Here is a 19673-nt window from a genome sequence, read left to right on the forward strand (position 1 = left end):
GGCTGCGATCTTTTGATCTTCGCCACATTTAGGAGCAACTTCGCCAAACCATTTCCCCGCATCGCCCGATTTTGGTGCTGTACTGCCCTATGCATTCCGGGAAAGCGCCTTAGCCTGTGCATGGCATAAGTCTTGCGCGCTTTCGAATACGCTTAGGCTCGCAGGAGGCACGCCGTGTCGATTCATGTCGCATTGCATCACGTCACGCATTACCGTTACGACCGCGCTGTCGAACTCGGCCCGCAGATCGTTCGTCTGCGCCCGGCTGCCCACAGCCGCACGCGGATACTGTCGTATGCGCTGAAAGTCTCGCCCGAGCAGCATTTCATCAACTGGCAGCAGGATCCGCAGGGCAACTATCTGGCGCGGCTGGTATTCCCCGAGAAGACCAATGAGTTGCGCATTGAAGTCGATCTGCTCGCCGAAATGGCCGTGTTCAACCCGTTCGACTTCTTCCTCGAGCCCTACGCGGAGAAAATCCCCTTCGCCTACGCTGCCGATGAGCGCAAGGAACTGGCGCCGTACCTTGAAACCCTGCCGCTGACGCCAAAATTCAAAGCCTATCTGGACGCCATCGATCGCACTCCGCTGCCAGCGGTGGACTTTCTTGTGGCGCTCAACCAGCGCTTGAGCGAAGACATCGGCTACCTGATTCGCATGGAGCCGGGCGTGCAGACCCCGGAACACACCCTCGAACATGCCTCCGGCTCCTGTCGGGATTCGGCGTGGCTGCTGGTGCAGTTGCTGCGCAACCTCGGGTTGGCCGCGCGATTTGTTTCCGGGTATCTGATTCAATTGACTGCCGACGTGAAAAGCCTCGACGGCCCGTCCGGGACTGAGGTCGACTTCACCGACCTGCACGCCTGGTGTGAGGTGTATTTGCCGGGCGCTGGCTGGATCGGCCTGGATGCGACGTCCGGGCTGTTTGCCGGTGAAGGGCATATTCCGTTGGCCTGCAGCCCCGATCCGTCCTCGGCGGCACCAATCAGTGGCTTGGTCGAGCCATGCGAATGCGAGTTCAGCCACGAAATGTCGGTGGAGCGGATCTGGGAGGCGCCGCGCGTCACCAAGCCCTACACCGACGAGCAGTGGCTGGCGATTCAGGCGCTGGGGCGGCAGATCGATGCTGACCTGCTGGCGGATGACGTGCGCCTGACCATGGGCGGCGAGCCGACTTTCGTTTCCATCGATGACCCGGATGGCGCCGAGTGGAACACCGCCGCGCTGGGGCCGGCCAAACGGCAACTTTCCGCCGAACTGTTCCAGCGCATGCGCAAGCATTACGCGCCGCAGGGCCTGGTGCATTTCGGTCAGGGCAAGTGGTATCCCGGTGAGCAATTGCCGCGCTGGTCGCTCAATTGCTACTGGCGTCGCGACGGTGTGCCGATCTGGGACAACAACGCCTTGATCGCAGACGAGCAGCAGGATTACGGCGCCAATGGTGAGTTGGCCGGGCGCTTTCTGGCGAGTGTTGCCGAACGGTTGAAGTTGCCTACACGTTTTGTCTTCCCGGCCTACGAGGATAATTTCTATTACCTCTGGCGCGAGGGCACGTTGCCGAGCAATGTCAGCGCCGAAGACTCGCGACTGGAGGAGCCGCTGGAGCGCGCACGTCTGCGCAAGGTCTTCAGTCAGGGCTTGAACAAGGTGATCGGCCAGGTATTGCCGCTGGCGCGCACCGCCAAGGGCGATCAATGGCAGAGCGGGCGCTGGTACCTGCGAGATGAGCACTGCCGGCTGGTGCCGGGGGATTCGCCGCTGGGTTATCGCTTGCCACTGGGTTCGCAGCCGTGGGTGAAGGCGGCCGAGTATCCGTTTATCCATCCACAGGACCCGAATCAGGATTTCTCCGAACTGCCGCAAACTGCGCAGCTCAACAGTCATGGTGAACCGGCGACGCCTGACGAACGCGCGCCGAAAATCGACGAATCCGCTGACTGGCTGACCCGCACAGCGTTTTGCGCCGAGGCGCGTGAGGGACGTTTGTACCTGTTCATGCCGCCGCTGGAGCGGGTCGAGGATTATCTGGAACTGGTCGCAGCCATCGAAGCCACGGCTGAAGAACTGCATTGCCCGGTGCTGCTGGAAGGCTATGAGCCGCCGAGCGATCCGCGCCTGAGCAATTTCCGCATCACTCCGGATCCCGGTGTGATCGAGGTCAATGTGCAGCCGTCGGCGACCTGGGACGAGTTGGTCGAACGCACTGAATTTCTCTATGAAGAGGCGCGGCAAACTCGCCTGACCACCGAGAAATTCATGATCGACGGTCGCCACACCGGCACCGGCGGCGGCAACCATTTCGTACTCGGTGGCGCGACGCCGGCGGACTCACCGTTTCTGCGCCGCCCCGATCTGCTGCGCAGCCTGATCAGTTACTGGCACAACCACCCGTCTTTGTCTTACCTGTTTTCCGGATTGTTCATTGGCCCTACGTCCCAAGCGCCGCGTGTCGATGAGGCGCGCAATGACGCCCTGTATGAACTGGAAATCGCTTTTGCGCAGATGCCCGAACCGGGTGAGGAATGCGCGCCGTGGCTGGTTGACCGACTGCTGCGCAATCTGCTGATCGACGTCACCGGCAACACGCACCGTGCCGAGTTCTGTATCGACAAACTGTATTCACCGGACGGCGCCACCGGGCGTCTCGGCTTGCTTGAACTGCGCGCCTTTGAAATGCCGCCCCATGCGCGCATGAGCCTGGCCCAACAGTTGTTGTTGCGCGCGCTGGTCGCGCGGTTTTGGCGTGAACCTTATGCGCCGCCGAAACTGGCGCGCTGGGGCACTGAACTGCACGACCGCTTCCTGCTGCCGCACTTTATCGAACAGGATTTCGCTGACGTCATCGTCGAACTCAACAGCGCCGGTTATCCGCTGCGGGCGGAATGGTTTGCCGCGCATCTGGAGTTTCGCTTTCCCAAGGTCGGCGATTACGCCGTCAACGGTATTGAACTGGAGCTGCGTCAGGCTCTGGAACCGTGGCATGTCCTGGGCGAGGAGGGCGCGGCTGGCGGCACAGTGCGTTACGTCGATTCATCGCTGGAGCGTTTACAGGTCAAGCTCAAGGGGCTGCCGCCGCAGCGCTATCTGCTGACCTGTAATGGCGTCGCGGTGCCCTTGCACCCGACCGGGCGCGTTGGTGAGTTTGTCGCGGGTGTGCGTTACCGCGCGTGGCAACCGGCCAACTGCTTGCAGCCGACCATCCCCGTACACGCACCGCTGGTGTTCGACCTGCTCGACACCTGGATGGGGCGCTCGCTGGGCGGTTGTCAGTACCACGTCGCGCATCCGGGCGGGCGCAATTACGAGACGTTGCCGGTCAATGCCAACGAAGCGGAGAGTCGGCGGATGGCGCGGTTCTTCCGTGTCGGACACACACCGGGGAAACTTCCTATACCGAACGTAGAAATCAGTGACGAGCTGCCGATGACAATCGATTTGCGACGTTTCTAGATCGCACGCGACATGCGGATTTTTCGTCTATCCGCATGTCATGTGCCTGCGTTAGTCTGACCGTTCTTCGCTGTCTGCCGAGCTTTCCATGCCTGACCTGCTAGACCGCTACCCGCTCACGGCGGGCACTTATCACGAACTGCTCGACGGCAGTGGCGCGGTGCGCCCGCATTGGCGGCGACTGTTCGATCAGTTGCAGCGCAGCACACCTACGCAACTGGTGCAGCGTCAGGCACTGCTGGCGCGACAGATTCAGGAAAACGGTGTCACCTATAACGTCTATGCCGATCCCAAGGGCGCCGATCGGCCGTGGGAGCTGGATCTGCTGCCCCACGTGATTGCTGCGGATGAATGGCAGCAACTGTCGGCAGGCATCGCCCAACGTGCGCGACTGCTCAATGCGGTGCTGGCCGATTTGTACGGGCCGCAACGGCTGATCAGCGAAGGCTTGTTGCCTGCGGAACTGGTATTTGGCCACAACAATTTTCTCTGGCCGTGTCAGCATGTCGCGCCGCCGGAAGCGACGTTTCTGCACCTGTACGCCGTGGATCTGGCGCGCACGCCGGACGGGCGCTGGTGGGTTACCGCCGATCGTACGCAAGCGCCATCGGGCGCCGGCTATGCCCTGGAAAACCGCACCATCGTGTCGCGCGCCTTTCCCGAGTTGTACCGGGATCTGAAGGTGCAGCATCTGGCCGGCTTCTTCCGCACATTGCAGGAAACCCTGGCGCGACAAGCGCCCAGTGACGATGACGCGCCGCTGGTGGTGCTGCTCACGCCGGGGCGCTTCAACGAAAGCTATTTCGAACATTTGTATCTGGCTCGCCAGCTCGGTTATCCGCTGGTCGAGGGCGGTGACCTGACGGTGCGCGATGCCACGGTCTATCTGAAAACCCTCAGTGGTTTGCGTCGTGTGCACGCGATCATGCGCCGGCTCGATGATGATTTCTGCGATCCGCTGGAGTTGCGCACGGACTCGGCACTCGGCGTTCCCGGGTTGCTTGAGGCGGTGCGTCAGGGCCGGGTGCTGGTCGCCAATGCGCTGGGTAGCGGGGTGCTGGAGTCGCCGGGGTTGCTGGGCTTTCTGCCGAAAATCAACCAATACCTGTTTGGCGAAGAGCTGATTTTGCCGTCGATCGCGACGTGGTGGTGCGGTGAGGCGCCGGTGTTGGCCCAGGCCCTGGAAAAACTTCCTGAACTGCTGATCAAACCGGCGTTTCCTTCGCAGAGCTTCGCGCCGGTCTTTGGCCGTGACCTGAGTGAAAAGCAGCGTCAGGCGCTTGCCGAGCGCATGCAGGCGCGTCCTTATGCGTATGTGGCGCAAGAATTGGCTCAACTCTCCCAAGCGCCGATCTGGCAGGCGGAAAACGGCCAACTGCAACCACGGGCTATCGGCATGCGCATGTACGCCGTGGCCGGTGCTGATGGTTATCGCGTGCTGCCCGGTGGTTTGACCCGGGTGGCGGCCGAGGCTGACGCCGAAGTGGTGTCGATGCAGCGCGGTGGGGCGAGCAAAGACACTTGGGTACTCGGTGAGCGCCCGCCCAGTGGCGAGCAATGGAAGAGTCAGCGCAGCGTCGGGGTTCATGATCTGGTGCGCCGCGACCCGTATCTGCCGTCACGGGTAGTGGAAAACCTGTTCTGGTTCGGTCGTTACTGCGAGCGCTGTGATGACAGTGCGCGGTTGCTGCGCATCATGCTCGCGCGCTATGTCGACGGCGACGACCCGCAAGCGTTGCAGGCCGCCGTCGACCTCGGCGAGCGGCTGACGTTGTTGCCAGACGAAGGTGAGTTGCCGGAGCGTCTGCTTGCGGCGCTGCTGGGCGAGGACTGGTCGTTCAGCCTGCGCTCCAACCTGCAGCGTTTGCAGTGGGCGGCCTCGCAAGTGCGCGGCAAGCTTTCGCGGGAAAACTGGCAAGCGTTGGTGGAGTTGCAGCGTGAAGCCATGGAGCTGGACACCGACGAGCCCGACTTTGGCGAATTGCTGGATTTCCTTAACCGTCTGGTGATGTCACTGGCGGCGCTGTCCGGGTTCGCCCTCGACGACATGACCCGCGACGAAGGCTGGCGCTTTCTGATGATCGGCCGGCGCATCGAGCGGCTGCAGTTTCTCAGCAGCAGTCTGGCGGCGTTTCTGCGCGGCGCCGGGGCGCTCGATCAAGCGGGCCTCGAATGGCTACTGGAACTGGGCAACAGCAGCATCACCTACCGTTCGCGTTATCTGGCCGTGGCGCAATTGATTCCGGTGCTCGACCTGCTGCTGCTCGATGAGCAGAACCCGCATGCGGTGCTGTTCCAGTTGAAACTGGTGACCCGCACCTTGAAACGGTTGAACGATGATTTCGCGGCGCCGCGAGAGACCGGGCTGCCGCAACTGGTCGAGCGTCTGGCGCGGTTCGATCTGGGGTGTCTGGAGAATCCGCTGTTCGGGGAATCCAGCGTCCGGGCAGCTCTGAATGGGCTGGCGGATCTGCTGCAAGAGATTGCCGAGGCCAGTGGGCAAGTGTCGGATCGTCTGGCTCTGCGCCATTTCGCCCATGTCGATGATGTCAGCCAGCGCACGGTATCCGTCTGATGAATGCTCGCTACCAGATCCTCCACGACACCTGTTACCACTACGACAGCCCGGTGTCCCTGGCGCAGCAACTGGCGCACCTGTGGCCGCGTGAATGCGCCTGGCAGCGCTGCACCGAACAGCAGTTGCTGATCAGCCCGAACCCGACAGCACGCCGCGATGAGCTCGACGTGTTTGGCAATCCGCTGACCCGACTGGCGTTCGAGCGTCCTCACGATGAATTGCAGGTCAATGCTCGGCTCACCGTTGAGGTGCTGGCGCGACCGCCGCTGGACTTCAATCAGTCGCCCGCCTGGGAGCTGACCCGCGATGCGCTGACCTACAGCAGTCAGCCGCTGTCCGCTGAGTTGCTTGAAGCTTGTCGCTACCGGTTCCAGTCACCTTACGTGCATTTGAAAAGCAGTTTCGTCGAGTTTTCGCAAAGTTGTTTTCCGCCGGGCAGGCCGTTGCTGTTGGGCGTGCGGGACCTGATGCAAAAGATCTTCAGCGAATTCACTTTTGATGCCGAGGCGACCCAAGTGGCGACCCCGCTGGTGGAAGTGCTGGAGCGCCGGCGTGGGGTCTGTCAGGACTTCGCGCACTTGATGCTGGCGTGTGTGCGCTCGCGAGGGCTGGCAGCGCGTTATATCAGCGGCTATCTGCTGACCCAGCCACCGCCGGGGCAACCACGCCTGATCGGCGCTGATGCGTCGCATGCCTGGGTCTCGGTGTTTTGTCCGGTGCTGGGCTGGGTGGATTTTGATCCGACCAACAATGTGCAACCGGCGCTGGAGCACATCACACTGGCGTGGGGGCGGGATTTTTCCGATGTGTCGCCGTTGCGCGGGGTGATTCTGGGCGGCGGCAATCACGACCCGGAAGTGCGCGTCACGGTGATGCCCCTGGATTAACCTGATCAAAACTGTGGGAGCGAGCCTGCTCGCGAATGCTTTCTTTCAGTAAGTGATTATCGACTGACACGACGCTTTCGCGAGCAGGCTCGCTCCCACAGGGGAGTTGGGGGGAACTCAAAAAGGGGGCTGTGAGGGCCGGCAGTGAAACCGCCAGCCCCGTCACAAATCCGCAGGGTCTGATTTGATCATCAAACCCGGTGGGGTTCAGGCGTCGGGCGCCTGATCTTTCGGTGTTTCAGTCACTTCGGTTGCATCAACATCATCTTGCGTCGCCACTTCACCGTCAGGGTTCAGTGCCGCTTCTTCAGCAGTTTGTTTCTTGCGCTGAAGCTTTTCCTCTTTCTTCTGTTCCTTTGCCAGGTCTCGTTGACGTTTGGCGAAGGAGTAATTGGGTTTGGCCATGGGCGATCCTCTTGGGTCGAAGGTGAGGTTGAGCGGCGCATATTCTGCCCTGTATCGGAGCCTCGTGGTTAGCCGGGTTTTTGGTCAACCCATTTTGGCGCGACGGTCGGCTTCCAGTTATCCAGCGCATCAAGCAGCGTTTGCGCTGATTCGCTCACTTGCAGCATGTCACGGTGTGGCGCGCGAACGAAGCCTTCGCCGACGATATGGTCGAGAAATGCCGTGAGTTTGCTGTAGAAACCGTTCACTTCCAGCAGACCCAGCGGCTTGCCGTGGTAACCGAGCTGGCCCCAGGTCCAGACTTCGAACAGCTCTTCCAGCGTGCCGAGGCCGCCGGGCAGGGCGATGAAGGCGTCGCTCAGCTCGGCCATGCGCGCCTTACGCGCGTGCATGCCGTCGACCACTTCCAGGCGCGTCAGACTTTTGTGGCCGATTTCCTTGTCCATCAGGCTCTGCGGGATGATGCCGATCACTTCACCGCCAGCGGCCAGCGCAGCGTCGGCGACAATTCCCATCAAACCCACGGCGCCACCGCCGTAGACCAAGGTCAGTTTTCGTTCGGCCAATGCTCGGCCAAGGGCGATGGCGGCTTCGGTGTAAGCCGGGACGGTGCCGGCGTTGGCACCGCAAAATACACAAACGGATTTCAGAGACATGCCTTCCTCCTGGGTCAATCCGTCACAGGGTAATGGCTGGCACGCCTTGATCCAAGGACTAGACTTCGCATTCCGGCGATTCAAAGGTACCGCTGGCGCCACAGGCGTAAGCGGCGAGCAAACTGCACAACAGGCCGTTAAAGAACATGACAGGCACTCCGTCTCAGTAGATGGGCCGATCATAGGTCCGGCCGGGGAATCTGGCCGTTAGATTGTTTCGATGAGTGTCATAGCCTGAAAGTTGTATACAATTTTTGACTCAAGTCATAGGAACTTGCGAAGATTTCAGGCAGTCTTTCCATCATTCGTGTTTTTGTTAACCCTGCCTTGGAGATTCACCATGTTTTCCAAAGTTGTTGCGGTATCCCTGCTGGCGCTGGCCAGCAGCCAATTGATGGCTGCCGAGTGCAAAACCACCGTTGACTCCACCGATCAGATGTCCTTCAACACCAAGGAAATCGTAATCGACAAGAGCTGCAAGACCTTCACCGTCGAACTGACCCACTCCGGCAGCCTGCCGAAGAATGTCATGGGCCATAACCTGGTGATCAGCAAAGAAGCTGACATGCAGCCGATCGCCACTGATGGCCTGGCTGCTGGCATCGACAAAAACTACCTGAAAGATGGCGATGCTCGCGTGATCGCGCACACCAAAATCATCGGTGCCAAGGAAACTGACTCGGTAACCTTCGACGTGTCGAAGCTGGCCGGCACTGATAAATACGGCTTCTTCTGCTCGTTCCCAGGCCACATCTCGATGATGAAAGGCACCATTACTGTCAAGTAAGCCGGTCAACCGCATCATCGTTCTTCGCGAGCAGGCTCGCTCCCACAGGTTTGCGCCATCAATGTGGGAGCGAGCCTGCTCGCGAAGGGGCCATCCGCATCAATGAAAGCAATGGCCAAAGAAAAGCCCGCTGAGGATCACACCTCAGCGGGCTTTTTCATTCCATCAGCGCTTACGGCGCAAACGGCATCACACGCTTGTGATGGGTCTTGTTGTAGGTCGCGACGATGATGTCGAACGCTTCCTGACGCACCGGCTCACCGTGCAGGAACGCATCGATCTCGGCATAGGTCACGCCGTGCGATGCTTCATCCGGTTTGCCTGGCGACAGGTCTTCCAGATCCGCCGTTGGCACTTTCTCGACCAGCGATTCCGGCGCGCCAAAGCTGCGGGCAATCGCGCGAACCTGATTCTTCACCAGACCGCTGAGCGGTGCCAGATCACAAGCGCCGTCACCGAACTTGGTGAAGAAGCCCATCACCGCTTCCGCCGCATGATCGGTGCCGATCACCAGACCGTGCGCCGCGCCGGCGATGGTGTACTGCGCAACCATGCGCATCCGCGCCTTGGTATTGCCCAGCACGAAGTCCACCGACACCGCGTGTTTGCCTTCGAATGCCGCGACTTCACTGGCCAGCGATTTCACCGCCGGGCCGATGTTGACCGTGTGGCGCTCGTCCGGAGCGATGAAGTCCACCGAAGCCTGAGCGTCGTGCTCGTCGAACTGGGTTTCGTACGGCAGCCGTACGGCAATGAATTTGTAGCTGTTGTCGCCGGTCTGGTCGCGCAGCTCGCGCATTGCCCGCTGGGCCAGCAGGCCGGCGGTCAGCGAGTCGACGCCGCCGCTGATGCCCAGTACCAGCGTCTTGAGTCCGGAATTGACCAGGCAATCCTGAATAAAGGTAATACGCCGGGCGACTTCGGCCTGCAGCGCCTTGTGGTCGGCGAACGGCGGTTGCACCTTGAGCTGTTCAGCAATCTCACGCTGTATGGCTTGCATGAATTCACTCCTTGCTAGATAGACTGGAATCGGCAGGAACCTGGAAAACGTGTCGCAAATAGGCGACAAAATTCGGGTCTTTACAGTGGGTCTTGCCTGGCTCGTCGGAGATCTTCGCCACCGGTTGGCCGTTGCAGGCGGTCATTTTAAGCACGATGCTCATCGGTTCGACACCCGGAATGTCACAGGTGAGGTTGGTACCGATGCCGAAGCTGACGTTGATCCGCCCGTGCAGCGCCCGGAAGATCTCCAACGACTTGGGCAGGGTCAGGCTGTCGGAGAACACCAGCGTCTTGCTCATCGGATCGATGCCGAGCTTGTGGTAATGCGCGATGCATTTTTCGCCCCACGCCACCGGATCGCCGGAGTCATGGCGCAGACCGTCAAACAGCTTGGCGAAGAACAGGTCGAAGTCGCCGAGGAAGGCATCGGTGGTGATGCAATCGGTGAGCGCGATCCCGAGCAGGCCACGGTATTCGCGGACCCAGCAATCGAGCGCGGCGATCTGGCTGTCGATCAGGCGCGGGCCGAGTTGCTGGTGGGCCATGATCCATTCGTGGGCCATGGTGCCCAGCGGTTTCATGTCCAGCTCGCGGGACAGGTGCACGTTGCTGGTGCCGACGAAACGTCCGGGGAAATCGTGTTTGAGCACATTCACCACTTCGGCCTGCACGCCAAATGAAAAACGCCGGCGGGTGCCGAAATCGGCGACTTGCAGTTGCGACAATTCATCAGGCGAGGCGTTGGCGGTCAGCCAGTCGAACTTGCGATAGAGCTGTTCGCGCGCCTGCTCAAGCACGGTTTCACGGTAGCGATAACGGTTGCGCACTTCGCTGACGATCGCCAGCAACGGCACTTCGTAGAGAATCACATGCAGCCACGGCCCGCGCAGGCGGATGAACAGCTCGCCGTTCTCGATACCGGTGTGCAGATAGCGCAGGTTGAAGCGGAACAGTCCGAGAAAACGCAGGAAGTCCGGCTTGAGGAAGCTGATGCGCTCGAGAAAGCTCAGTTGATCGGCGCTCAGGCTCAGTTCGGCCAGACGCTCGATCTGAAAGCGGATCTCGGCCAGATACGGGCGCAGATCCTCGCTATTACGGCAACGGAACTCCCATTCGACTTCGACGTTGGGGTAGTTGTGCAGCACCGCCTGCATCATCGTCAGTTTATAGAAGTCGGTGTCGAGCAGGTTCTGCACGATGCGATCGGCAAACACGCTCTCGCTCATAACGGGGTCTCCAGGTGCGCCGCGCCTGCGCGCGGTCTCATTCGATGGCGCTAGTGGCGCATATCAGCGGTGGGGATTGCCAGTGCTTTTTTGCTTTCAGGTGAAAGATCCGCTGAAGCCATACACCTTAGCCCGCAAAAATTGTTCATTTTCGGTTGTACCTCAAGTGCGGCTTGAATGACCTGCTCAAGCCGTTGGCCGCTTTTTAAAAAATCGGCTAATAAAGAGTGTTTAGGTATCAGATTAATTTCAACTGCTTTAATAAAAGCGGCTCTGAGCATTTCGTGGGTGACGATTTTATACATGAATGGCACCTCCTTTGAAGGTGATCTGTTCCAGTGTGTCGACGCCGTCCTGAAGTAATACGTAAGCCGGAAGTATCAGTCTATAAAAGTCAGAATCATTGGTGCCTTTAATAGTAACTAAAGTGAAAGACTCCAAGAGGCCGATGGCGGCGCGAATTCTGAAACAGGCATCTTCAAATAATTGGTTAGGTGTGGCGTGTGAGTCTATGAAGTATGTAGGGTTATTGGTTGCATTTGCTTTTAGGGGGTAAAAACGATTCATGGGGTAAAGTCCTTCAGTTTGTTTTAGGCGTGACAGATCGAAGAGTTTATTGTTCTTTAGATTTTAAGTTTGCAGTGTGTTGGTGTAGTTGCTGCAAAGCCATTAATCGTTTTAATGGCTTTGCACCTGCCCGGTCTAAGCCTGAATGGGCTGTTTGCTTACGCTTGAGGAAAGAGCGGGTTCGATACGAATCATTGTTCCTGAGCCGTCGTGCTGCGGGGGCCACGCTAAAGGATCAAGATCCAGATCAAGGAATTTTCTTGAGTCGAACACGGGCGTCTTGATGCCAGCACGGCGTTGTTCGTCGTAGTCGCGCAGAACACGCATGCTGATGTTGAAGAGCAGGAGCATGGCTACCAGGTTGACAAGCGCCAGCAGCGTCATGGTGATGTCTGCAAAAGCCAGAACAGTGGACAGGTCTTCGACGGAGCCCCAGAACACTAATATCAACACCATTACACGATAGAAAATCAGCATTTTTCGAGGTTCACCCAACATGAACCGGAGGCTGTTTTCCCCCAGATAATAGTTGTAAAGCATTGCCGTGAAGACGAATAAGGCTAGCACCACGCTGATAAACATTCGCCCCCATTCCCCAACGACGGCTGCCAGCGAGTTCTGTGCCAGAGCGATCCCGTCACCTTCAAATCCCGGCGTGTAGAAACCTGATAGCAAAATCAGTAGCGCAGTACAGGTGCAGATGACGAATGTATCGATGAACACACTCAGTGCTTGTACCGCGCCTTGTGCAACCGGGTGGTCGATCTTCGCGACTGAGGCGACATTGGGAGCACTGCCCAGTCCTGCCTCGTTGGAAAATACCCCGCGTCTGACCCCCATGATGATTGCGCTGCCCATCAGTCCACCAAACGCCTGATCCAGACCGAATGCGCTTTTGATAATGGTCATCAGCATCGCCGGTACCTGATCGTACTGCAGAACGATCACATAGGCCGTTACGCCGACGTAGGCGAGAACCTTCAGAGGAACCAGTAGGTCGGCTACTGCAGCGATACGTTTTATCCCGCCAACGAAGACAGCTCCCAGCATCAAAGAAATTGCTAGCCCCGACCACATCGGTGGCAGACCAAACGCATCTTTTAGCGAGTGGGATACGGCATGGGACTCGAGACCATTGATTGCAAAACCAAAGGTCACCAGCAATAACACGGCCACGACCATCCCGAGCCAGCGCTTGTCCAGACCGTGCTGGATATACCAGGAGGGGCCCCCTCGATACAGGCCTTTGCCATCGCTACGTTTATAGAGTTGTCCCAACGTGCATTCGAAGAAGCTGCTCGACATGCCCAGAAGAGCGGTCATCCACATCCAGAACACTGCACCGGGTCCACCCATGCTCACAGCAATCCCCACCCCGACGATATTGCCGGTACCGACACGTCCGGCAAGGCTAAGTGTCAGGGCCTGAAATGAACTCAATTGATGGCTGTCGGCATGCCAGCTTCTCCGTAAAACACCGAACATATGGGGGAAGTATCTGAGCTGGACAAATCCTGAGCGGACAGTGAAATAGACTCCCAGTCCAAGAACCAAAGGTATCAATACCTTGCTCGACAGAAAGTCGTTGATGACGTCTAGCATTCAAAGCTCCTTGCTATTTAGAGTGCTGGCGAATTAATAGTGTTGTCAGTCCTGAGGACTTTCAGGATTCGTAATATCCAGCCATATTTCATTCGATGCAATTTCGCAAGTTGCTTAAATGTGATGCGAGTTGCTGCTATGGTTGCCGCCTCTTGATTTTTATTGGGGCGTTGTATGTGTGAGTTTCTTCCGGCTAACTTGAGGCTGCTGTGTAGTCACTACAGATCTGTCGCGGAAGTTTGTAGGAAACTTCGAATTAATCGTGGGCAATTCAATAAGTATCTGTGTGGAAAAAGCATCCCCACACCTTTCAATCTGAAGCGAATTTGCGACTTTTTTGGCGTGGAAGCGTTTGAAATAGCGCTGCCACCTGAGCAATTTGTCGCATTGATTGGCGTTAAGTCCAATAAGAGTCAGGCCTCGGGAGAAGTGGCGGCATCACGCATCATGCATGAACACCTGCGCAAACAGTCCTCACCTGAGCTGAAAGCCCACATCGGTTATTACTATGAGTACTACATCGCAATGACTGAACCCGGCTCTATTCTGTGTTCGCTCGTGCATGTACGGCAGGAGGGTGATGACGTTGTCTATGAGCGAAACGAGCGCTTACAGATCGCCAGGGTTGGCGAAGATTTTGAAACGTATCGATATTTGGGTGTTGCCTACTACCTGCGAGATCGCTTGTTTTTCGTCGATTATGAATCGCTGACGTCAAATGAGATCAGCCAAACCATTCTGATCCCAAGTTTCAAAAGCTGTATCACTCGGCTCAATGGTTTGAAGCTTGGGGTTTCTGCAGCAGATCATCGTGCTCCCTCATGTTCAAGGGTTGTCTGGGAGTATCTCGGGCAGGAAATCAATCGGGCCGATGCCTATCGGCGCGTAAGGTTGTACAAGCCGAATGATTGCGCTATCGACGCCGATCTGCGCGCACGCCTTGCTCAAGCTCAGGTTGTGGACGGTCTGTTTGTTATCGCCTGACCCCGTCCTTGCAGGAGCTACCGCAGGGTTCAGTCGGCCGTGGGGCTGTCGATCTGCTCCAGCATCCACTTCACAAAATCCCGCACTTTGGGCACTTCCGCCGCGTGTTCCGGGTACGCCAGGTAATAGGCGTCGGAACTGGGCATTGCATGCTGCCAGGGAATGACCAGTTTGCCGTCGGCCAATTCCTCCTCCACCAGAAACCGCGGCAACAACGCCACACCGCAGCCAACCTGCGCGGCACGAATGCACATATAAAAGGTTTCGAAACGCGGCCCGTGGTAGCTGTGTTCGGTCTGGTAGCCCTGGCTGTCGAACCAGTCGTGCCAGGCTTGCGGGCGCGAGGCATTTTGCAGGAGGACCAGATCGGTAAGTTGCGTCGGATCAGTGAACGGCGTGTTCGGCAGGCTGCCCGGCGCGCACACCGGTACCAGTTCTTCGCCGAACAACTTCAGGCATTCAGTGCCGGGCCGTGAGCCCTGACCAAAATAGAACGCCAGGTCGCTGCGCCCTTGCAGCAGGTCATCCGCTTCCTGCTCGTTGCACAAATCCAGGTGAATCGATGGATGGCGCAGACGCCAGCCTTTCAGGCGCGGCACCAGCCAGCGCGCGCCGAAGGTCGATGGCGTGGAGACGCGCAGGACTTCGGTTTCGCCACCGTAGGAACGCAGGTAATGCGTCGACATCTCCACTTGCGAGAGAATTTTTCGTACTTCTACCAAGTACAAATCCCCGGCCGGGGTCATCTGCAAACGCCGACGCACCCGGCGGAACAACAAATGCTGCAACAGCTCTTCAAGCTGCGCTACCTGTTTGCTCACTGCGCTCTGGGTCAGGTTCAGCTCCTCGGCGGCGCGGGTGAAACTCAGGTGGCGGGTCACGGCCTCGAAACACTGCAATGCGGTGATCGACGGCAAGTGGCGTTTGTTCAGCATGGCTGATCCTTTTCTTGTCTTTCTATGCCCAGCATGAATAAACGGAATGATATCTCGCGTAAAGGTCGTTTGTTGCCTCGCCATTGTGACGCTACAACTAAAGGCCTGCCCGGTCGCGAAAAAGCGTCCGCACACATTCAGTTTTTTGCTTGAGGAGTGACCCATGGTTGCCGCATTGCTTGATCGTCTTGGTGTGAACCCGGCCCTTTATCAGGACGGCAAAGTGCCGGTGCATTCGCCGATCGACGGCAGCCGCATTGCCGCCGTGAACTGGGAAGGCCCGGCCGAAGTCGAGCAGCACATCAGTCGCGCAGATCATGCGTTCGAGCAATGGCGCAAGGTGCCGGCCCCGCGTCGCGGCGAGTTGGTGCGTCAATTCGGTGAAGTGCTGCGCGAGTACAAGGCCGATCTTGGCGAGCTGGTGTCGTGGGAGGCCGGCAAGATCACTCAGGAAGGCCTGGGTGAAGTGCAGGAGATGATCGACATCTGCGATTTTGCCGTCGGCCTGTCCCGCCAGTTGTACGGTTTGACCATCGCCTCCGAGCGCCCGGGCCATCACATGCGCGAAACCTGGCATCCGCTGGGCGTGGTCGGGGTGATCAGCGCGTTCAACTTCCCGGTTGCGGTGTGGGCATGGAACACCACGCTGGCACTGGTTTGCGGCAACCCGGTGGTGTGGAAACCGTCGGAGAAAACCCCGCTGACCGCACTGGCCTGCCAGGCATTGTTCGACCGCGTGGTGAAGAATTTTACCGATGCGCCAGCGAACCTTTGCCAAGTGATCATCGGTGGTCGCGATGCCGGCGAAGCGCTGGTCGATGACCCGCGTGTCGCACTGATCAGCGCCACCGGCAGCACGCGCATGGGCCGTGAAGTCGCGCCGAAAGTCGCCGCACGTTTCGCCCGCAGCATTCTGGAACTGGGCGGTAACAACGCGATGATCCTCGGCCCGAGCGCGGATCTCGACATGGCGGTACGGGCGATTCTGTTCAGCGCCGTGGGTACGGCTGGGCAGCGTTGCACCACCCTGCGTCGGCTGATTGCCCATGAGTCGGTGAAGGAAGAAATCGTCACCCGCCTCAAAGCCGCGTACTCGAAAGTGCGCATCGGCAACCCGCTGGAAGGCAATCTGGTCGGCCCGCTGATCGACAAGCACAGCTTCGAAAACATGCAGGACGCGCTGGAACAGGCATTGAGCGAGGGCGGCCGGGTGTTCGGCGGCAAGCGTCAGCTTGAAGATCAGTTCCCCAACGCCTACTACGTGTCGCCGGCGATTGTGGAAATGCCCGAGCAGAGCGATGTGGTCTGCAGCGAAACTTTTGCGCCGATCCTCTACGTGGTCGGTTACAGCGATTTCCAGGAAGCGCTGCGCCTGAATAACGCAGTGCCACAAGGCTTGTCGTCGTGCATTTTCACCACTGACGTGCGTGAAGCCGAGCAGTTCATGTCGGCGGTGGGCAGTGATTGCGGTATCGCCAACGTCAACATCGGCCCGAGCGGTGCCGAAATCGGCGGCGCTTTTGGTGGCGAGAAGGAAACCGGTGGCGGTCGTGAGTCCGGCTCCGATGCGTGGCGCGCGTACATGCGCCGGCAGACCAACACCGTGAACTACTCGCTGGAGTTGCCGCTGGCGCAGGGCATCACCTTCGACTGAGGTTGAGAAAAAGCTGAAAAGATCGCAGCCTTCGGCAGCTCCTACAGGGCTGCGGTTGGCTGCGGTTTTGGTAGGAGCTGCCGAAGGCTGCGATCTTTTTAGTGCCCACAACGCAATTGGTTAGGTTTCTGTTGGAGTCTGGCAATGCCGTTACGCGAAGAATGTCTGTGGGAAAAGCTCACGCCACAAAGGCCGGATAACACCGCGCTCAGGGGCGAAGTCAAAGTCGATGTCTGCGTGATCGGCGCCGGATTCACCGGGTTGTCGGCGGCGCTGCATCTGTTGGAAAAAGGCAAAAGCGTCTGCGTGCTGGAGGCTCATCGCGCCGGGCACGGCGGTTCCGGACGCAACGTCGGGCTGGTCAACGCCGGCCTGTGGATCCCGCCGGACGAGATCGAAGCCGGTTTCGGCGAAGCGGTCGGCAGTCAGCTCAACCGTATGCTCGGGGCGGCGCCAGCGCTGGTGTTCAGCCTTGTGGATAAATACAGCATCGATTGCCAGTTGCGCCGCGAAGGCACGTTGCACATGGCGCACAACGCCAAGGGCGAGGCGGATTTGCGCAGCCGCGAGCAACAATGGAAACGTCGCGGCGCACCGGTTGAACTGCTGACCGGCAAGGCCTGCGAGCAAGCCACCGGCACGCAAAAAATTGCCGCTGCGTTGCTCGATCGTCGCGCCGGCACGCTCAACCCGATGGCCTATGTCACCGGGCTGGTCAATGCGGTAAGCGGTCTCGGTGGGCAACTGTTCGATCATTCTCCGGTCACTCGCCTTGAGCGTCAGGGCGCGAAATGGTCGGTGCAGACCGAACACGGTTCGGTTCTGGCCGAGCAAGTGGTCATCGCCTCCAACGCTTACACCGAAGGCGACTGGACCGAACTCAAGCGCAACTTCTTCCCCGGTTATTACTATCAGGTCGCTTCGGTGCCGCTGAGCGAAGACGCCGCGCAGGAAATCCTCCCGGGCGGGCAGGGCTCGTGGGATACGCGGCAGGTGCTGAGCAGCATCCGCCGTGACAAAGAAGGGCGGCTGTTGCTCGGCAGCCTGGGCAACGGCAATCAGAAACCGACCTGGTTTCTCAAAGCCTGGGCCGATCGCGTGCAACAGCATTACTTCCCCCATCTGAAACCCGTCGAGTGGGAATGCACCTGGACCGGGCGTATCGCGTTTACCCCCGATCACCTCATGCGCCTGTTCGAACCGGCGCCGGGGCTGGTGGCCGTCACCGGTTACAACGGCCGTGGCGTCACTACCGGCACCGTGGTCGGCAAGGCTTTCGCTGATTACCTGTGTAACGGTAATCCTCAAGCCCTGCCGATTCCTTTTGCACCGATGCAGCCCTTGGCGGGTGCAGGCCTGCGCAGTTGCCTGTACGAGGCCGGGTTCTCGCTGTATCACGCGGGCCAGTGCCTGCGCATTGTGATTTGAGTGTTGAAATATGTTGCCGGACGCGGCGCTTTTTCACGTAGCAACTAGCCTGTAATGGTGCGGGTTGTAGCAGTCCCGCACCAGCAGTGTGCAGTTCGGTGACGCGGGCTGTTACAGGCTGGTTGCACGTCGTTTGGCGCCGCGGTTGCAATGATGGCGCGTGCGGGTTGCGCCTGAAAAAATAAATGGTTTCACCTTCCGCGGTTTAGACGGTTGCACGCCCAATGAAAATGGGAACGAAACAGTCGAAATAACAAGAAAGCAGCGACTTTTTGAAGAATAAAAAACCGATGGCACGGCCCTTGCTCAGAGCATTCAGTGAAGTGAAGTCGCAGTGCCAACTAAAAAAAACCTTGGAGCACCACCTCATGTCCCAGACGTTTTACAAGAAAGGCTTTCTGGCCCTCGCAGTGGCTACTGCGTTGGGTGTTTCTGCGTTTGCTCAAGCTGATGTGAAAATCGGTGTAGCGGGTCCAATGACGGGCGCCAACGCGGCATTTGGCGAGCAGTACATGAAGGGTGCACAGGCGGCGGCTGACGCAGTCAACGCAGCAGGCGGCGTCAACGGGGAGAAAATCGTACTGGTCAAGGGCGATGACGCCTGCGAACCGAAGCAGGCCGTGACGGTCGCCAAGGACCTCACCAACCAGAAAGTCGCCGGTGTAGTCGGCCACTTCTGCTCCTCTTCGACCATTCCAGCGTCGGAAATCTACGACGAAGCCGGGATCATCGCGATCACCCCGGGTTCGACCAACCCACAAGTTACCGAGCGTGGCCTCAGCGCGATGTTCCGTATGTGCGGGCGTGATGACCAGCAAGGCATTGTGGCCGGCGATTACATCGTCGACGTACTCAAGGGCAAGAAAGTCGTCGTGCTGCACGACAAAGACACCTACGGCCAAGGCCTGGCGGATGCCACCAAGGCACAACTGGTCAAACGCGGCGTGACGCCCGTGTTGTACGAAGGCCTGACCCGTGGCGAAAAAGACTTCAGCACCATCGTCACCAAGATCCGTGGCGCTGGCGCCGACGTCGTCTACTTCGGCGGCCTGCACCCGGAGGCCGGCCCGCTGGTTCGCCAACTGCGTGAACAAGGCCTGAAAGACGTCAAGTTCATGTCCGATGACGGCATTGTGACCGACGAACTGGTGACCACCGCCGGCGGTCCGCAATTCGTTGACGGCGTGCTGATGACCTTCGGCGCCGACCCACGCCTGCTGCCAGACAGCAAGACCGTGGTAGACGCCTTCCGCAAGGCCGGTACCGAACCTGAGGGCTACACCCTGTACGCCTACGCTTCGGTGCAGACCCTGGCGGCCGCGTTCAACGGCGCGAAGAAAAACGACGGCGAAGCCGCTGCCAAGTGGCTGAAGGCCAACCCGGTGAAAACCGTAATGGGCGAAAAAACCTGGGACTCCAAGGGCGACCTGAAAGTGTCCGACTACGTGGTTTACCAGTGGGACAAGGACGGCAAATATCACCAGCTGGAAAAACAGAAGTAAGGGCTGACGC

Annotated in this window: 16 protein-coding genes; 8 read left to right on the forward strand and 8 right to left on the reverse strand. The window is 58.8% G+C overall.

The window, feature by feature from the left end; genetic code table 11:
* Positions 1 to 174: 174 nt before the first annotated feature.
* The 3 genes from QZR14_RS06775 (at position 175) to QZR14_RS06785 (ending at position 6915) form a co-directional block, all read left to right on the forward strand.
* Positions 175 to 3450 (forward strand): transglutaminase family protein, encoded by a 3276-nt coding sequence (locus tag QZR14_RS06775; protein WP_311996188.1) that lies wholly within the window; start codon positions 175 to 177, stop codon positions 3448 to 3450.
* Positions 3451 to 3538: 88 nt separating this feature from the next.
* A complete protein-coding gene (locus tag QZR14_RS06780; RefSeq protein WP_311996189.1) occupies positions 3539 to 6025 on the forward strand; it encodes a circularly permuted type 2 ATP-grasp protein in 2487 nt (828 codons plus the stop codon).
* A complete protein-coding gene (locus QZR14_RS06785) occupies positions 6025 to 6915 on the forward strand; it encodes a transglutaminase family protein (RefSeq protein ID WP_250602951.1) in 891 nt (296 codons plus the stop codon). The genes QZR14_RS06780 and QZR14_RS06785 overlap by 1 nt, the downstream gene beginning before the upstream one ends.
* A gap of 207 nt (positions 6916 to 7122) precedes the next feature.
* Here the strand turns inward: QZR14_RS06785 and QZR14_RS06790 are convergent, their stop codons facing one another.
* Positions 7123 to 7320, reverse strand: a complete 198-nt coding sequence (locus QZR14_RS06790) for a hypothetical protein (RefSeq protein ID WP_194935482.1) — start codon at positions 7318 to 7320, stop codon at positions 7123 to 7125.
* A gap of 68 nt (positions 7321 to 7388) precedes the next feature.
* Positions 7389 to 7976: a TIGR00730 family Rossman fold protein gene (locus tag QZR14_RS06795; RefSeq protein ID WP_311996190.1), complete on the reverse strand. Its 588-nt coding sequence runs from the start codon at positions 7974 to 7976 to the stop codon at positions 7389 to 7391.
* Between the two features lie 340 nt (positions 7977 to 8316).
* On the opposite strand from QZR14_RS06795, the gene azu reads away from it, so the two are divergent.
* Positions 8317 to 8763: an azurin gene (azu, locus tag QZR14_RS06800; protein ID WP_007915878.1), complete on the forward strand. Its 447-nt coding sequence runs from the start codon at positions 8317 to 8319 to the stop codon at positions 8761 to 8763.
* Between the two features lie 172 nt (positions 8764 to 8935).
* Here azu and nadE read toward each other — a convergent pair whose 3' ends face one another.
* From nadE to QZR14_RS06825, 5 genes are all read right to left on the reverse strand, one after another.
* Positions 8936 to 9763 carry an ammonia-dependent NAD(+) synthetase gene (gene nadE, locus QZR14_RS06805; RefSeq protein ID WP_311996191.1) on the reverse strand — a complete coding sequence of 276 codons (828 nt, stop codon included), beginning with the start codon at positions 9761 to 9763 and terminating at the stop codon, positions 8936 to 8938.
* A gap of 4 nt (positions 9764 to 9767) precedes the next feature.
* Entirely contained in the window at positions 9768 to 10991 is a 1224-nt protein-coding gene (gene pncB, locus QZR14_RS06810) for a nicotinate phosphoribosyltransferase (RefSeq protein WP_250602953.1), read from the reverse strand.
* Positions 10992 to 11041: 50 nt separating this feature from the next.
* Positions 11042 to 11296 (reverse strand): hypothetical protein, encoded by a 255-nt coding sequence (locus QZR14_RS06815; RefSeq protein ID WP_250602954.1) that lies wholly within the window; start codon positions 11294 to 11296, stop codon positions 11042 to 11044.
* The gene (locus tag QZR14_RS06820; protein ID WP_311996192.1) at positions 11289 to 11558 is read right to left on the reverse strand and encodes a hypothetical protein; all 270 of its coding nucleotides are present in this window, start codon (positions 11556 to 11558) and stop codon (positions 11289 to 11291) included. The genes QZR14_RS06815 and QZR14_RS06820 overlap by 8 nt, the downstream gene beginning before the upstream one ends.
* 135 nt (positions 11559 to 11693) lie before the next feature.
* Entirely contained in the window at positions 11694 to 13160 is a 1467-nt protein-coding gene (locus QZR14_RS06825; protein WP_250602956.1) for an alanine/glycine:cation symporter family protein, read from the reverse strand.
* Positions 13161 to 13334: 174 nt separating this feature from the next.
* Between QZR14_RS06825 and QZR14_RS06830 the strand changes: the two genes are divergently transcribed.
* The gene (locus QZR14_RS06830) at positions 13335 to 14144 is read left to right on the forward strand and encodes a helix-turn-helix domain-containing protein (protein WP_311996193.1); all 810 of its coding nucleotides are present in this window, start codon (positions 13335 to 13337) and stop codon (positions 14142 to 14144) included.
* Between the two features lie 29 nt (positions 14145 to 14173).
* On the opposite strand, the gene QZR14_RS06835 is transcribed toward QZR14_RS06830, so the two are convergent.
* Positions 14174 to 15079 carry a LysR family transcriptional regulator gene (locus QZR14_RS06835; RefSeq protein ID WP_250602958.1) on the reverse strand — a complete coding sequence of 302 codons (906 nt, stop codon included), beginning with the start codon at positions 15077 to 15079 and terminating at the stop codon, positions 14174 to 14176.
* Positions 15080 to 15242: 163 nt separating this feature from the next.
* Here QZR14_RS06835 and amaB point away from each other — a divergent pair, with 163 nt between their 5' ends.
* The 3 genes from amaB to QZR14_RS06850 all read left to right on the forward strand — a co-directional run bounded on the left by amaB (position 15243) and on the right by QZR14_RS06850 (position 19663).
* Entirely contained in the window at positions 15243 to 16733 is a 1491-nt protein-coding gene (gene amaB, locus QZR14_RS06840; protein WP_250602959.1) for an L-piperidine-6-carboxylate dehydrogenase, read from the forward strand.
* A gap of 144 nt (positions 16734 to 16877) precedes the next feature.
* Entirely contained in the window at positions 16878 to 18161 is a 1284-nt protein-coding gene (gene amaA, locus QZR14_RS06845; RefSeq protein WP_311996195.1) for an L-pipecolate oxidase, read from the forward strand.
* Between the two features lie 368 nt (positions 18162 to 18529).
* Complete coding sequence (locus QZR14_RS06850; protein ID WP_123470951.1) at positions 18530 to 19663, forward strand: ABC transporter substrate-binding protein; 1134 nt, start codon at positions 18530 to 18532, stop codon at positions 19661 to 19663.
* Positions 19664 to 19673: the final 10 nt, after the last annotated feature.

It is taken from the genome of Pseudomonas sp. rhizo66 (assembly GCF_031931925.1).
Lineage (GTDB): Bacteria > Pseudomonadota > Gammaproteobacteria > Pseudomonadales > Pseudomonadaceae > Aquipseudomonas.